Annotated in this window: 13 protein-coding genes and 1 riboswitch; of the genes, 3 read left to right on the top strand and 10 right to left on the bottom strand. The window is 60.3% G+C overall.

What is annotated here, in order from left to right:
- Positions 1 to 24: 24 nt before the first annotated feature.
- The 4 genes from CFBP6623_RS17385 to CFBP6623_RS17370 form a co-directional block, all read right to left on the bottom strand.
- A complete protein-coding gene (locus CFBP6623_RS17385; protein ID WP_080842809.1) occupies positions 25 to 1635 on the bottom strand; it encodes an ABC transporter substrate-binding protein in 1611 nt (536 codons plus the stop codon).
- A 95-nt stretch (positions 1636 to 1730) separates the two neighbouring features.
- Positions 1731 to 2414: an HAD-IA family hydrolase gene (locus tag CFBP6623_RS17380; RefSeq protein WP_408606502.1), complete on the bottom strand. Its 684-nt coding sequence runs from the start codon at positions 2412 to 2414 to the stop codon at positions 1731 to 1733.
- A 286-nt stretch (positions 2415 to 2700) separates the two neighbouring features.
- The gene (locus CFBP6623_RS17375; protein WP_080842808.1) at positions 2701 to 4074 is read right to left on the bottom strand and encodes an aspartate aminotransferase family protein; all 1374 of its coding nucleotides are present in this window, start codon (positions 4072 to 4074) and stop codon (positions 2701 to 2703) included.
- Between the two features lie 14 nt (positions 4075 to 4088).
- On the bottom strand, positions 4089 to 4925 hold the full coding sequence (locus CFBP6623_RS17370; RefSeq protein WP_046801431.1) for a GNAT family N-acetyltransferase: 837 nt from the start codon (positions 4923 to 4925) through the stop codon (positions 4089 to 4091).
- Between the two features lie 322 nt (positions 4926 to 5247).
- Between CFBP6623_RS17370 and CFBP6623_RS17365 the strand changes: the two genes are divergently transcribed.
- Positions 5248 to 5916 (top strand): haloacid dehalogenase type II, encoded by a 669-nt coding sequence (locus tag CFBP6623_RS17365; RefSeq protein WP_046801430.1) that lies wholly within the window; start codon positions 5248 to 5250, stop codon positions 5914 to 5916.
- A gap of 15 nt (positions 5917 to 5931) precedes the next feature.
- Positions 5932 to 7206, top strand: a complete 1275-nt coding sequence (locus tag CFBP6623_RS17360; RefSeq protein ID WP_046801429.1) for an NAD(P)/FAD-dependent oxidoreductase — start codon at positions 5932 to 5934, stop codon at positions 7204 to 7206.
- 218 nt (positions 7207 to 7424) lie between these two features.
- Here the strand turns inward: CFBP6623_RS17360 and CFBP6623_RS17355 are convergent, their stop codons facing one another.
- The 6 genes from CFBP6623_RS17355 to argE form a co-directional block, all read right to left on the bottom strand.
- Positions 7425 to 8882, bottom strand: a complete 1458-nt coding sequence (locus tag CFBP6623_RS17355) for an NAD-dependent succinate-semialdehyde dehydrogenase (RefSeq protein ID WP_046801482.1) — start codon at positions 8880 to 8882, stop codon at positions 7425 to 7427.
- Positions 8883 to 8897: 15 nt separating this feature from the next.
- Entirely contained in the window at positions 8898 to 9941 is a 1044-nt protein-coding gene (locus CFBP6623_RS17350; protein WP_046801428.1) for a tartrate dehydrogenase, read from the bottom strand.
- A gap of 13 nt (positions 9942 to 9954) precedes the next feature.
- Positions 9955 to 11418, bottom strand: coding sequence for an aldehyde dehydrogenase family protein (locus CFBP6623_RS17345; protein ID WP_046801427.1), 1464 nt, complete (start codon positions 11416 to 11418; stop codon positions 9955 to 9957).
- A 190-nt stretch (positions 11419 to 11608) separates the two neighbouring features.
- Positions 11609 to 11965, bottom strand: coding sequence for a cupin domain-containing protein (locus CFBP6623_RS17340; protein WP_004438300.1), 357 nt, complete (start codon positions 11963 to 11965; stop codon positions 11609 to 11611).
- Between the two features lie 29 nt (positions 11966 to 11994).
- On the bottom strand, positions 11995 to 12921 hold the full coding sequence (locus tag CFBP6623_RS17335; protein ID WP_046801425.1) for a 2-hydroxyacid dehydrogenase: 927 nt from the start codon (positions 12919 to 12921) through the stop codon (positions 11995 to 11997).
- 18 nt (positions 12922 to 12939) lie between these two features.
- Positions 12940 to 14064: an acetylornithine deacetylase gene (argE, locus tag CFBP6623_RS17330; RefSeq protein ID WP_046801424.1), complete on the bottom strand. Its 1125-nt coding sequence runs from the start codon at positions 14062 to 14064 to the stop codon at positions 12940 to 12942.
- A 240-nt stretch (positions 14065 to 14304) separates the two neighbouring features.
- On the opposite strand from argE, the gene CFBP6623_RS17325 reads away from it, so the two are divergent.
- Positions 14305 to 15183: a GNAT family N-acetyltransferase gene (locus CFBP6623_RS17325; protein WP_046801423.1), complete on the top strand. Its 879-nt coding sequence runs from the start codon at positions 14305 to 14307 to the stop codon at positions 15181 to 15183.
- A gap of 128 nt (positions 15184 to 15311) precedes the next feature.
- Positions 15312 to 15547: riboswitch (cobalamin riboswitch) on the top strand.
- Positions 15548 to 15698: the final 151 nt, after the last annotated feature.

The following is a 15698-nucleotide window of genomic DNA, read 5'->3' as shown; positions in this document are numbered from 1 at the left end:
TTTTGCGCCCGGCCCCATGGTCTATCAGGCTTCGAGCCAGACGTATTCCGCAAAGGCGTAACCCATCATGCCACCGAGCGGATTGGCCTCCAGGCCCTTCAGCTTGGAACTGATGGCGTCCACATTGGTAAGATAGGCGGGAATGATGGTGCCGGCTCCGTCGGCGATCATCGTCTGCATCTCGAAGTAGATCTGTTTGCGCTTCTCCATATCGAGCAGGCCACGTGCTTCCAGCATCAGTTTGTCGAACTTCTCCGACTTGTACTGGCTCTCGTTCCAGGGAGCGTCAGACGCATAAAGCAGCGAGAACAGGATGTCCGGTGTCGGGCGTGGGTTGATATTGCCGAAATGGATCGGCGCTTTCAGCCAGTAATTGCTCCAGTAGCCGTCGGCGGGAACGCGCTGCACGTCCAGCTTGAGGCCGATTTCGGCAGCGGAGGCCTGAATGATCATCGCCATATCGATGGCCGAATTTGCCGCATCCGAGGTGATGACCGGAATGGACTGGCCTAGGAGGCCGGCTTTCTCAAAGTGGAACTTGGCCTTCTCGGGATCGAAGGCCTTCGGCTTCAGGTCCGGATTATGATAGGGGCTCATGGGCGGAACCGGCTGGTCGTTGCCGACTTCGCCAAGACCGCGCAAGGCCGCCTTGACGATCTGCTCACGGTTGACGATCGACTTCATGCCGGCAATGAAATCGGCCTTGTTGCCCGGGGCCTGATCGAGGCGCATGTTGAGATTGGTGTAGTTGCCGGAAGTTCCCTTCGACAGGACGACACCCTCCTGCTTGTCGAGCAGGCGAAGCGCGCGCGGATTGATGGCGGCCGCGAGCTGGATGTCACCGGAGAGAAGTGCATTGACGCGGGCATTATCGTCCGAGATCGCGAAGAACTCGAAGCTGTCGACGTGCGGACCGCCGGATTTCCAGTAATTGCTGTTCTTGGACATGATCGAGCGGACACCCGGCTCGAATGTTTCAAGCTTGAAGGCGCCGGTGCCGTTGCCCTTGGAGAAATCGGTGGCGCCGTCGGCGACGATCATGAAGTGGTGCATGGCAAGGATCGTCGGCAGGTCGGCATTTGCGCTGGCGAGCGTGATCTCCACCGTGCTCTTGTCGAGCGCCTTGAAGCCGGTCATCTGGGCGGCGATCTTGGCAACCTTGGAACCGACAGCCGGATCGAGATGGCGCTTCAGCGAATAGACCACGTCATCGGCCGTCAGCGCCTTGCCGTCGTGGAAGGTGACGCCGGAACGCAGCTTGACCGTCCAGGTCTTGGCGTCCTTGGATTCGATGGATTCGGCAAGTTCCATCTGCGGCGCGCCGGAAGCGTCGAGGAAGCTCAACCGGTTATAAAGCGCGCAGCAACGGACGTAGTCCGTGGAAAGCGAGGCTTTTGCGGGGTCGAGTGTATCGGCTGTGGAGGAGGACCAGCCGGCCGCCTTCAGCGTGCCGCCGGAAACCGGGGTGGCCGCGAGCGCCTGCGAGGCGCGGCCAAGGATCGCCGAACCGGCGGAAAGGGCGACGCCGCCGGCCAGCATCATGTGAAGCAGCTCACGCCGCGTCGCGCCGCGACGGATCGCCTGTTCAACGGCGGCATCGTCGGAGCGGGTCCAGTTTGTAATCCTGTCACTCATGGTCTTCCCCTTTTGTATGATTTGTTGAAATGCGTCTGCAGAAAATTCCGGCGGGCCGCGTCCCAGTTCGCGCCACGCCCTTGGTGGAGGGCGGTTTAGCCGCCCGCCTGCCTCGCGGCTTCGGCAAGACCGGCCATCGAGGTGAAGTGATAATCCGGCTCGGTAAAGTTTTCCGGCTCAATCGTACCGCCATATCCCTTCTGGTCGTGGCGGCGCTCAATCCAGCAATTGGTCATGCCAAGCTTCCGGGAAATGCCGATATCGTGGTACTGGCTTTGTGCGACATGCAGGATGTCGTCTTTCGATGCGCCCTCGCTCTCAACAAAGGCAAACACCTTCTCGAAGAAGGCCGGATCCGGCTTTTCGGTGCCGGTATCATCCGCCGTGAAAGCGGCATGGAATGGATTGCCGAGTTCCCTGGAGAAATAATCGAAGGCCCAGCGCTGGGCATTGGTCATGGCGATGAGGCGGTGTGTCTTTGCAAGCTGCGCCATGGCGGCACGGCTGTCTTCGAAACCCTTCCAGTTTTTGGCGGCGTCGCGAAGGCGCTCGCCAAGAGCACGCTCTGCCGGCAGACCGAGTTCCGGAGCGATGATGAGATATACGCGGACGAGATCGTCGGGAAACAGGTCGGTTGCGTCTGAGTAACGTGCCGCGCGGTAAAGGCCGAGCGCCTTTTCACCGTCGACCTCGACACCGTTTTCAGTACCGATCTGCGTCAGGGTCGATTTCAGACCCCCTTCGAAATCGATGAGAGTTCCCACCACATCGAAGCTCATATATTTGAAGTCGTTCAATTTTTTGGGCAATGTCGGTCTCCGCTCTGCCGCCTCCTCCTCTTGGGGGAGGCTGCGGCATTTTATTTTGTTCCCGGACGAGATCCTTGTCCCGTTCCCATTTTTCAAAACGCCGGTTTTCATGGCGCTTTGTGCTTTTTCTAAGGATAGTTTGGCACTTCCAGCACGCCGGATTCGCCGAAATGGATCGGCTCTTCGGCAGAATATTGCGAATATGCGGTGTGTTGCGACATTTAGAGAAGGTGCCGCGATACAGCCGGGTTGCGCCTCAGGCCATTGCCGCCCGCACCGTCGGGTCCTCGAGCGTCTGGTCGAGGGTTTTCAGCGTCCGCTCGATAATGGCGTCGATTTCGCCATCGGTGCAGCAGAGCGGCGGTGCGTAGCCGAGGGTGCCGTTTGCGAAGGCTCTGACGATGAGGCCGTTTTCCCACGCGCGGTCGAAAACCTTGCGGGCCGGGGTGGCGGCTGCCGGAAGCGGTGTTTTCTTTTCCTTGTCGGTCACAAGCTCGATCGCTGCAAGCATGCCGCGGCCGCGGACATCGCCCACCAGCGGATGGCTTCTCAGGCCCTCCAGTCCGGCCATCAGTCGCGCACCGGCGCGGCGGCCATTCTCCAGCAGCCCGCCTTCGTAAAGCTTCAGCACTTCCAGGCCAACGGCGGCGCTGACAGGGTGGGCGGAATAGGTATATCCGTGCCCGATGGCCGCTTCGCCTGCGAAGTCGGCAATTGTATCATAAACATGATCAGCCATGAAGACGGCACCCATCGGCACATAGCCGGAAGTGAGGCCCTTTGCGGCGGTGATGAAGTCCGGCACGATGTCCTCGTCGGCGCAGGCAAATAGCGGGCCGGTGCGGCCAAAGCCGGTAATCACTTCGTCGGCGACGAAAAGGATGCCATAGGAGCGGCAGAGGTCGCGCATCGCCTTGATCCAGCCCGGTGGTGGCACCAGAACGCCGCCCGAGCCCTGGATAGGTTCGGCATAAAACGCCGCGACCCGGTCCGGGCCGATGGCCTCGATCTTGTCCTTCAGGATTTGCAGTGAGGAGGCGATGATGGCGGCCGGGTCGTTTCCAACCGGGTTGCGATAGGCATAATGCGACGGGATTTTATGCTGCCAGTCGTAAGGCACCCCGAAACCGGCATGGAAGGCGGGCAGGGCGGTGAGGCCCGAACCGGCGGTGGTGGAGCCGTGATAACCCTGTTCGATGGAAATGAACTGGTCACGCTGAGGCTCACCCTTTGCATGCCAGTAATAACGGACGAAGCGAATGGTGCTGTCCACCGCATCGGAACCGCCAAGCGTGAAATAGACGTGGTTGAGATCACCGGGCGCCCGGTCGGCAAGCTCGGAGGCCAGCCGGATGGCCGGTTCGCTGCCAATGTCGAAATAGGCGGTGGCATAGGGCAATTCCCGCATCTGCTTTGCCGCCGCCTCAACGATGCCGTCATGACCGTAACCGGCGTTAACGCACCAGAGCCCGGCAAAACCGTCGATCAACTGGTGGCCGGTCATATCGGTGACGGTGGCGCCTTTCGCCGATTTCAGCACTCGCACGCCAAGCTTTTCATGGCCGCGGAAGGAAGAGACGGGGTGCACCAGATGGGCGCGGTCCAGTTCGATCAGGGAATTGCTTAACATGGGTTTCTCCAGATTCAGCCCAGCGCCTGGCTGGTCAATGCGAAGGTTTTCAGTTTTTTGTCAGTCGGAATTTCGGCCTTTGGCCGGCGCATGGCGATGCCGCCGCCGACAAGGGCAAGCCCCTGTTCGGCAAGCCAGGGGCCAAGGCCCGTATCGACCGTGGTGTCTAAGCGCAGGAATGCACCGGAGCGCTCCGACAGCATGAAAGCGATCAAATCTCGTGCGATTTCAGCGCTTTCCGCTACAACCGGGCCGATGACTTCACCGCGACCGAAGGCGCGTAGGCCGGCAAAACCCGTGATGACGCCCTGTTCTTTTACGATCGCGAAACGCGCCCTGTCGGCAAGTTCCGTAAAGAGGGCGGTGCGGTCCGCGCCGAAAGCTTGCGCATCAAGGGCGGCAAGCTCGGTCGGCGCAATCGTTTCCGCCCATTCCACACTGGCGGGCTTAGCTGAGGCTGCTGGAATTCCCTGATGCTGGCGCACTTCACCACAGGCAACGAACCCCAGCTTTTCGTAAAGCGGAAGGCCATCGGCGGTAGCGGTCAGGCGGCATTCGCGATTTTCAGCGGCTTCAAGCGCGGCGTTCATCAACTGGCGTCCGAGACCGCGACCACGCATGGTCTCATCCACGATCACCATATTGACCGAGGCGCAGGTTTTGCCGAGAAGCGTTGCCATTGCAGTGCCGACAACGCGGCCATTTTCCAATGCGACGAAACCCTTGCTGAGTGCCAGGACCAGTGCCCAGTCTTCCCGGCGGTGCGGCCAGCCGGCCTGGCGGGAAAGTTCGACGGCGGCATCGAGGTGTTCAGGCTCGAAATTCTGGATAGCGATCAGGCTGGCTTGCATGGCCCAACTCCGTTTATTCTGCTCATTCATTGATAGACCGTGGGTAAAAGAACATTGTCCCGACGAATGGCAAGGTTCGATATGTTTCACTGTTGCTTTCACCCGCCGCCGCATCTTATGCCGCTTGTTGTTCACCTCGGGAGAAAAGACGGGGCTGGTGAAAACGGGCAGGACGTTGGAACGCAACTCTCTGCCAAACTGGCGGCTGCATACGCAACAATCTGCTTCCGCGAATGGCAATTGCGGTGCGCCGACCGGGCAAAGGCCATTATGATCTTATTATCGAGGCCACCACCGATCCCCAAGCAAGGATGACGATGACATGACCATCTTCCGCCCCAAATATATCACTTTCGATTGCCACGGTACTTTGATCAACTTCCAGATGGCAGAAGCTGCCCGCGATCTTTATGGCGATCGCCTGGGAGAGCCTGAGATGCAGGAGTTCATCAAGAACTTCTCGGCCTATCGTCTTGACGAGGTCATGGATGACTGGAAGCCTTACGCCGAGGTTGTTCACAATGCCCTGTCGCGCACCTGCAAACGCAACGGCGTTTCCTTCAAGGACGAGGATGCCGTAATGACCTACGAGCGGGTTCCCACCTGGGGTCCGCATGCCGACGTTCCAGCCGGTCTGGCAAAGGTCGCCAAGGAAATTCCGTTGGTCATTCTGTCCAACGCCATGAATTCGCAGATCATGTCGAATGTCGCAAAGCTTGGCGCACCGTTTCATGCCGTCTATACGGCCGAACAGGCGCAGTCCTACAAGCCGCATTTCAAGGCCTTCGAATATTTGTTCGACATGCTCGGCTGCGGCCCGGAAGATATTTTGCATGTCTCTTCGTCGTTCCGCTACGATCTGATGTCTGCCCACGATCTCGGCATCAAGAACAAGGTCTGGGTGAACCGCGGCCATGAACCGGCAAACCCCTATTACGGTTACGTGGAAATCGCCAATATCGGTGGTCTTGCGGGCGTCGTCGGACTTTAAGAAAAGGATCGGACCATGAAGCTCGTCTCCTACTGGCACGACACCGCCCCCCTGTTCGCGGGGGCGGCGGAAGGTCCTGTGGAAGGCCACTATGATGTGGCCGTCATCGGCGGCGGCTTCACCGGTCTCGGTGCGGCGCGCCAGCTCGCCAAGGCTGGCGCACGCGTGATTGTCCTTGAAGGGCAGCGTGTCGGCTGGGGCGCTTCCGGCCGCAATGGCGGCCACCTCAACAACGGTCTTGCCCATTCTTATCTCTCCGCCAAAGCCGAACTCGGCAAGGAGCGGGCGATCGCACTTTACAAGGCGCTGGACGCCTCAATCGACACGCTGGAAAGTCTGATTGCCGAGGAAGGCATCGACTGTAATTTCCGCCGGGCCGGCAAACTGAAAATGGCCTCGAAGCCGCAGCATTTCGAGGGGCTGGCGAAAAACTTCGAGGCGGTCCATGCCGAGGTCGACCCCGATACGGCGCTTCTGTCTGTCGACGATCTCAAGGCGGAGATCGGCTCGCCCTTTTATGGCGCCATGCTTTCGAAGAAGAGCGCGATGATGCATATGGGCCGTTATGTGGCCGGCCTTGCCGAGGCCGCCCGTCGCCATGGTGCGGTGATCTTTGAAAATGCGGCGGTGACGAAGCACATCCAGAACGGCAAAACCCACGAGCTGGAAACCACGCGCGGCAAGGTGACGGCCGACAATGTTCTTGTGGCGACCGGCGCTTACACGCCCTCCGGCTTTAGCTATTTCCGCCGCCGCATCATCGCCGTCGGTAGCTTCATCATCGCCACGCGGCCGCTGACGGATGCGGAAGTTAGGGCCTCGGTTCCGGGCAATCGCACTTACGTCAATTCCATGAATATCGGCAATTATTTCCGGCTCGCGCCAGACAATCGGCTGATCTTTGGTGGCCGTGCCCGCTTTTCCGCAACCTCCGACCAGCGTTCGGACGCCAAGAGCGGAGCAATTCTGACGGAAGCCCTACATCGCATATTCCCGCAGCTTTCCCATGTGCCTATCGATTATTGCTGGGGCGGCCTGGTGGACATGACCAAGGATCGTTATCCGCGCGCCGGTTTTCATGATGGTGTCTGGTACGCCATGGGTTATTCCGGCCACGGCGCGCAGCTTTCCACCCATCTCGGCATGATCATGGCCGACGCCATTCTGGGACGGCCGGACAATAACCCGCTGAAAGGGCTGGACTGGCCGGCGGTGCCGGGCCATTTCGGCAAGCCGTGGTTTCTGCCGCTGGTGGGGTTTTATTACAAGATGCTGGACAAGTTTCAGTAAGGGGGCTGTTTGTTCTTCCGTCATGCCGGACTTGATCCGGCATCCAGCCACCGCGCGTCTGCGCGGTGAAAGAGTCTTCTGCGATCAAGGACTTGATCGCACTGGACCCCGGATCAAGTCCGGGGTGACGGAGTGTAAATGCTACGGTTTTTCAGTTCCACGCTCACAAAAAGAAGGGCCGCTAAGCGGCCCTTTAGGCGGGGAGAAAGACTGAAGGCTCAGACAAGCCCACCGATGTGGAACGTCTTCATTTCCAGATATTCCTCGATACCGACCTGCGCGCCTTCGTGGCCGAGGCCGGATTGTTTGACGCCGCCGAAGGGGGCGACTTCGGTGGAGATCGCACCGGTGTTGAGGCCGACCATGCCGAATTCCAGTGCTTCGCCCACACGCCAGGCGCGTTTGAGGCTTTCGGTGTAGAAATAGGCGGCAAGGCCGAAGGGTGTGCCATTGGCAATGGCGAGCGCTTCCTCTTCGGTCTCGAAACGGAAAAGCGGCGCCACCGGGCCGAAGGTCTCTTCATTCGCCAGCCGCATGGCCGTGGTAGCGCCGGTCAGCACCACGGGTGCGGTATATTGCGGACCATCAGGCAGATCGTGCGGTCTGGTGATGATCGTCGCACCATTGGAGACAGCGTCGTCGATATGCGCGCGGATTTTGGTGATGGCCGGCTCGTTGATCATCGGGCCGATGGCAACGCCCGGCTCCGTTCCGGGGCCGACCCGCATGGCATCGACACGGTCAGCCAGTTTTTTCGCAAAGGCGTCGTAAACGCCCGACTGCACGAGAATACGGTTGGCGCAGACGCATGTCTGGCCGCCATTGCGGAATTTCGAAATCAGCGCGCCTTCGATTGCGAGATCGAGATCGGCATCGTCGAACACGATGAAGGGTGCGTTGCCGCCGAGTTCCAGCGACAGCCGCTTGATGCTGTCGGCAGCGCCGCGCATCAAAAGTGAGCCGACGCGGGTGGAGCCGGTGAAGGAAATCTTGCGCACGGTCTCATTGGCCATGATTTCGTTGCCGATGTCAGTCGGCATGCCGGTGACGATGTTGATGACGCCTGCGGGAATGCCGGCCCGTTCGGCAAGAACGCCAAGCGCCAGGGCCGAATAGGGGGTGAATTCCGAAGGCTTGATGACCACGGTGCAGCCGGCCGCAAGTGCCGGCGCGACCTTGCGGGTGATCATCGCATTCGGGAAATTCCACGGCGTGATGATGCCGCAGACGCCGACCGGCTCCTTCAGCACCACGATGCGCCGATCCGGAGTCGGCGAGGGGATGGTGCCGCCGCTGATGCGTCGGGCTTCTTCCGCAAACCATTTGACGAAGGATGCGCCGTAGCGAATTTCACCCTTCGCCTCGTCCAGCGGCTTGCCCTGTTCGGTGGTGAGGATCAGGCCAAGATCGTCGACATGTTCGATCATCAGCGCGAACCACTTTTCGAGAAGGGCAGCGCGCTCCGCATGGGTTTTCTTCTTCCATGGACCAAAGGCGGCGTTGGCGGCTTCGATCGCCGCGCGGGTCTCCGCGCCGTCCATGTCAGGCACGGTGCCGATCACCGCCTGCGTTGCCGGGTCGATCACGTCGACCACCTTGCCCGATGCCGCAACCTTCCATGCTTCGCCGATCAAACCTGTCTGGCGAAAAAGGTCCTTGTCCTTCAATCCCTGCATCATCTCTCTCCGAAATCAGTCGAGTGCCGCGAGAACCGCAGCCGTTATGGCATCCGTCTTATCCTTGCCCGGCACTGTGCCAACGCCCCGGCCAGTCGCCGTTTCCAGCGCCGTCATGATCTTTGCTGCCGCATCGCTTTCGCCGAGATGCTCCAGCATCATCGCGCCGGACCAGATGGCGGCGATGGGATTGGCGATGCCAAGATGGGCGATGTCAGGAGCCGAACCGTGCACCGGCTCGAACATGGACGGCGCGCTGCGATCAGGGTTGATATTGGCGGAGGCGGCAAAACCGAGGCCGCCCTGAATGGCAGCACCCAGATCGGTCAGAATATCGCCGAAGAGATTGGAGGCGACTACGACATCGAGGCTTTCCGGAGCCATCACCATGCGCGCCGCCATGGCGTCGATGTGATAGCTGGAAACCTCGACGTCAGGATATTCGGCGGCGAGCTTTTGCGTTACCTCGTCCCAGAACACCATCGAATATTTCTGGGCGTTCGACTTGGTGACGGAGGCAAGCTTGCCGCGCCGCTTTTGCGCCTGTTCGAAACCGAAGCGCAGGATGCGCTCCACGCCCTTGCGGGTAAAGATCGAGGTCTCAACGGCCACCTCGTCATCGGTGCCCTGATGCACGCGCCCACCTGCGCCGGAATATTCACCCTCGGTATTTTCGCGGATGCAGAGAATGTCGAAGCCATCCTTTTTCAGCGGTCCCTGCACGCCGGGCAGAAGCCGGTGCGGGCGGATATTGGCATATTGCACGAAGGCCTTGCGGATCGGCAGCAGCAGGCCGTGTAGCGAAACCGAGTCCGGCACCTGCGCCGGCCAGCCGACTGCGCCGAGCAGAATGGCGTCAAAGCCGCGCAGCGTTTCGATGCCGTCCTTCGGCATCATCGCCCCGGTTTCCTTGTAGAAGGTGCAGGACCAGGGGAATTCGGTGCCTTCAAGCGCAAAACCGGAGTTTTTGGCGGCGGCGTTGAGAACCTGCCATGCGGCGTCCGTCACGCTTTTGCCGATACCGTCTCCGGGAATGAGTGCGATGCGATGCGTTTTCAAGACTTTTCCCCTGTTACAGTCCAATGAGGACGCTTTTGCTCTTGCGGTTCGCGAGATAGGCCTCCCGCCCGAGGTCCTTGCCGATGCCGGAGCGTTTGTAACCGCCGGTCGGCAATATGTGGTCGCGCGAACGGCCATAGCGGTTGACCCAGATCGTTCCCGCCTGGATGGCGCGCGACAGGCGCATCACACGCGAGATATCGCGGCTGAAAAGACCCGCCGCCAGACCGTAAGTCGGATGGTCGGAAAGCACCAGAGCCTCTTCTTCCGTCCGGAAGGTCTGCAGCGTCAGCACCGGGCCGAAGATTTCCTCGGTGACGGCGGGCGAGGTCTGGTCGACATTGGTGATCAGCGTCGGCTGGTAGAAATAGCCGGGGCCGTCCATGTTCGCACCGCCGGTCAGGCATTCTCCGCCATGGGCGACGGCCGCCTGAACGATGCCGTCGATGCGCTTGCGCTGCACTTCGGAGATGATCGGGGAATATTGGGTGGCTTCGTCCCAGGTCGGGCCGGGCTTGACCGTCTTCATGCGGGCGATGATGGCAGTGGAAAGGGCGTCTGCCGCACTTTCTTCGACGATGATGCGTGAGCCGGCCACACAGGCCTGCCCGGCATTGGAAAGAATATTGCCGGCGATTGCGGCTGCCGCCTTTTCGATATCCGCATCGGCAAAGACCAGCTGCGGGCTTTTGCCGCCGAGTTCCAGCGTCATGGGCTTGATGCCGGTGCGGGCGATATTGGCCATGATGGCAGCGCCCGCAGCGGTGGAGCCGGTGAAACTGACCTTGGAGATTTCAGGGTGTCCAGTAATGGCGTTGCCCGTCACCGGCCCATCACCCAGCACGATATTGATAAGACCGGCGGGCAGCCCTGCCTTGATGGCCAGTTGCGCCATGAAAATACTGGAGAAAGGCGTCATTTCCGATGGTTTCAGCACTACCGCATTACCGGCCGCCAGCGCCGGGCCGAGCTTCCAGCCGGCCATGGAGACGGGGAAATTCCACGGCGTAATCGCGCCGACAACGCCATAGGGCTCGGTCATGATCATGCCGAGGCTTGTGTCGTCGGTCGGCACCAGATCGCCGCCTTCCTTGTCCGCGAATTCGGCGAAGAAGCGGATTTGCTCGGCAGTGACGGCGATATCGCCGGCAATCAACTGGCCCACCGGCCGCGTCGAGGACAGCGCCTCGATTTTCGCCAAGGTCTCGGCTTCCGCTTCGATCAGGTCGGCCCAGCGCTGCAAGACCTTGGTGCGTTCGCGCGGCCGCACGCCGCCCCAGTTGCTGCTTTTCAGCGCCGCCTTGGCGGTTTGCACCGCCTCATCCACCAGCGTCGCATCCGCCTTCGGGCAGCCGGCATATTCCATGCCGTCCGATGGGCGGTGCATGTCGATGCCGTCTTTAGCCGGGATCAGCCGGTCGCCGATGAAATGGCCGATTGGCAAAGACAGGCTGTCTGGATCGAAGCTGAGCGTCATGGGAAATCCTCTGTGGATATGCCCTTAAAGCTAATCCCTGCCGCCAAGCGAAATCGACCGACTGTGGCGCGGGCGATGAATGAAAATCCCGTTTTGTCACCGACAGACAGCGCAATCTTTTGCGGCGCGCTGCCTGTCGTGTGTTTCTGACCGCTACCATGCGCGATCTCGAAAAACGGCGGGTTTTACCTCATCCGTTCACGGTGACGTAGATCTTGCGGACGGTTTCGATGGTCTTCCAGACGCCGACGAAACCGGGCTTCATGACGAAACTGTCGCCTGCCGTGTAACGCTGCGGTTCGCCGCCATCAGGGGTGATTTCGATGACGCCGGCCAGAATATGGCAAAACTCGAAGGTCTCACCTTTGATCGAGCGGCTTTCGCCCGGGGTCGCTTCCCATATGCCGGTCTTTACGGTTCCATCGCGGGCTTCGTCCAGCGCCCAAGTCTTGAATGAAGGGTCGCCGGCGATCAGGCGTTCCGGGAGGGCCTTGGAGGCCTTCGGCTCAAAATCGGGATTGGTGTCGATAGGCTTGAGAAGCGGCATGGATTTTCCTTTCTGAAATAGGCGGATGATCAATATCCGCGGCTGCGGTCGACAAGGCCGAGCGGCTCGAGGCCGGATTCGTATCGTTTGATATTGTCGACGACGGTGCGGGCGGCGGAATGGGGCTGGGTGACGCTGGCAATATGCGGCGTCAGGAGGATTTTCGGATGGGTCCAGAAACGATGGTCCCCAGGCAGTGGCTCGGGATCGGTGACGTCTATCACCGCGCCGGAAAGCCTGCCGCTGTCGAGTGCATCGAGGAGTGCGCCATGGTGGAGCTGTCTGCCGCGCCCGGCATGGACGAAAGCCGCGCCATCCGGCAGCAGGCCAAGGCGCTCGGCATTTAGAAGCCCGGTGGTCTCGTCCGTCAGCGGCAACAGGCAGACGAGGATATTGCTGGTGGAAAGAATGGCTTTCAGCCCATCATCGCCGTGGTGGCAGGTGACGCCATCGATCTTGCGCGGAGAACGGCTCCAGCCGGCAAGCGGAAAACCGAAAGGTTTCAGCCGTTCCAGTGCCGCAACGCCCAGCATGCCGAGGCCGAGAACGCCGACCCGGCATTCCTCCGCCTGCCGCTGGCCCGGCAGGGCTTTCCATAGGTTTTGGCGCTGCTGTTCCAGATAGGCCGGCAGGTTGCGGTGAAGGGCAAGCACGCCGAGGCAGACATATTCCTGCATCATACGGATGATGCCTTCATCCACCATGCGCACGACCTTCACCGTTTCCGGGATTGCATCGATGTGAAACTGGTCGACACCTGCGCCGATCGAAAACAGGATTTCGAGATTGCGGTAACGCGCGATATCCTCTGGCACCGTCCATGTGATGAGGTAACGCACCGCATCGGGATCGACAGTGGCGGCATCAATTGAAAACGGCAGGCCCGGCAGTTCGGTGGCGAGAGCCTGCCGGAAGATTTCGCCGCGCTTTGCGTCGGAATTGAAGAGAAACGTCATCTGAAATCCGTCATTCGGTTAAGCGGCGCAGCGGCGGCCGAGTGTTTCCAGCATCGACTGGCAGGCGAAAAGTTCGCCCTCGGTTATGAATTCGTCCGGCTTGTGGGCGCGGCCGATATCGCCCGGGCCGCAAATGATGGCATCTATTCCCGCCGCCTGGAAAAGTCCGGCCTCCGTACCGTAGCTGACGGCTGCGAGGTTGGGGGTGCCGGTCAGTTGTTCCAGAAGCAAAGCAAGCGGCGCTTCGGCTGGAAGCGATAATGCGGGGTAAGCGCTCATCGGTGTCCATTCGATATCGACGCCCGTTGCGGCAAGCGCTTCGACGGCGCTTTGTACCGGCTCCAGCAGGGCGAGTGGTAAGACGCCCGAAATTGCCCGCGCTTCCAGTTCGATGGTGCAATGATCGGGGATGATGTTGATCGCCTGCCCGCCCTTGACCGTGCCGATCTGCAGCGAGGAATAGGGCGGCTCGAAGGTCGCCTCGAAAGGTCCCCGCGTCAGCGTATCGGCGGTTTGGACCGCCTTTGCCATGATGCCGGTCATCAGGTGAATGGCGTTTATCCCCTGATCCGGGCGTGAGGAATGGCCGGACCGGCCGCGCAGGGTGATGCGCGCTGCGGCCTTGCCCTTATGGGCGCGAACGGCGCGCATATTGCTGGGTTCGCCGATGATGGCACCCGCCGGCGGGGCACAAAGCTGCGGCAAGCTGGCGATGAGATGGGGGACACCACGGCAGCCCGCCTCCTCGTCATAGGAAAAGGCAATATGCACCGGCCGTTCAAGCGCCATGCGCGAAAATGCCGGTGCTGCAGCGAGCACAGTGGCGAGAAACCCTTTCATGTCGGTGGTTCCGCGCCCGTAAAGCCGGTCGTTTTCGGTTCTCAACCGAAACGGATCGGAAGACCATTCCGGTTCTCCGGCCGGCACCACATCCATGTGGCCGGAGAGGATATAACCGGCGCGATCGGCCGGGCCGAACGTGGCGAAGAGATTGGCGCGGTCGCCCTCCGGACCCGGCAACAGCGAGACTTTCGCGCCCTGGCTTTCCAGGTAGTCGGCGATCCATCCGGCAATATCGCCATTGGCGGTGCCGACGACGGACGGGAAGGCGACGAGACGCTCAAGGATTTCGATTGCGTTCATGGTCGTCCCCGCTGGTCGTCCCTACTGGCCGGTCGTTTATGCTGGCCGGATTATTCCTCGCAGAAGCTTAGAGTGGCCGGCGGCGTTTATCTGCTGAAATGCCGATGATTTCGGTAGATTGTTGTGTCCTTCCAGTGCTTTCAGAAAATTCCTGCCGGCAGGGCCGGTTATCTTCGGATGTCATGGGCTGGGCTGCCGGGACCGAAGGTTCCGCGCCGGAGGGAATGAGAGCCGTTTGCTATGGAGCTGCTCAAAGTCGATAGTTTCGAGTTGCGGACCGTGGATATCGCGGATGTGGAGGCGGATCACCTGCATGCCCTCTCCATGGCTGTCGGATGGCGGTATCATGCCAATGAATGGTGTTTCCTGCGCCAATGCGGTGTCGGCCTTGCGGCGCTGGACGAGATCAACCGGGTTGTCGCGACCGCCATGCTTTTTCCCTATGATCGGGCTTTTGCGACGCTTGGCATGGTCATCGTTTCCCCACGCCTGCAGGGGCAGGGCGTAGCACCCTGGCTGGTCAGGCAGCTTGTGGCGAAATATCCTGCCGCTGCCTTGCGGTTGAATGCCACGGAGGGGTCGCGGCGGCTTTTTGCGGGGCTCGGTTTTACCGGAGATACGGAAAGGGTGCATCTTCTGCGCGGCAAGGCCCGCTGCACCACTGAAACGCCGCAGCTTGGCAAGAAACAGAGGATCGAGCCGGTTTCAGAAGATCATCTGTCCGCCGTGGAAGATCTGGACCGGGAGGCTTTCGGCGTTTCACGCCGGGGCGTGCTGCAGCGTCTCCTGCGGGAAAACACCGGCTATGGCCTGTTCGAGGCGGATCGTCTGGCCGCCTTCGCGCTGCGGCGGGCGGCAGGGCGGGGCCACATCATCGGCCCGGTGGTTGCAGAGGGGGAAGCCGAGGCAGTCGCGCTGGTCAGGCGGCATTTTGCCGATCTCGACGACCAGCTTGTCCGGCTCGATGCCGTGCGCGATGACGGTTTTTTCACCGATTTTCTGGCGCAATCCGGGCTGGTGGTGATTGAAACACTGACGACGATGTCAAAAAATGCACCGCAGCCGGCAGGCACCGGCTCTGCTGGTATCTTTGCTCTGGCAGGCCCATCCCTTTGCTGAAGCACGCCGCTTCCCATCGAATTCATGTCACGCATTTTGGGTTCCTGTCGTGTGCATGCGTTTGTCGCAGGACAGTTTTCACACCCTTGGGAGACATTCTTTGGCGATTGACGCCTCGCCTCTTGCCCCTTATGTGAGAAGACGACGGTTCCTGCAGCCGAAAGGCGAAGGGATTAATAGGGAACATGGTGCGGGTGATTTTCATCGCCCAATGCCGTGGCTGCCCCCGCAACTGTAAGCGGATTGCCGCTCATCCCCGTGACGCCTTAAAGGCGTCATGCCACTGCATTCTCCGGAATGCGGGAAGGCAGATGAACGGCGCAAATCCGTGAGCCAGGAGACCTGCCGTCAAAATATGAACCATCGTTACGGGCGGGGAAGCCCGGAGGAGGAAATTGTAATGTTATTTCATAACATTTGGTTTGCGTCCCGTCGTTGTTCTCCGTACAAGACGTTCCGCTGTTGCTGCGCGTTCTAACGCCTGCTGCTCTGGAACAAGCGATTTAATTTCGACT

This window comes from Agrobacterium tumefaciens, assembly GCF_005221385.1.
Classification (GTDB): Bacteria; Pseudomonadota; Alphaproteobacteria; order Rhizobiales; family Rhizobiaceae; genus Agrobacterium; species Agrobacterium tomkonis.
Note: the sequence above shows the minus strand (reverse complement) of the source record. Positions and strands in the feature narration are given on the sequence as shown.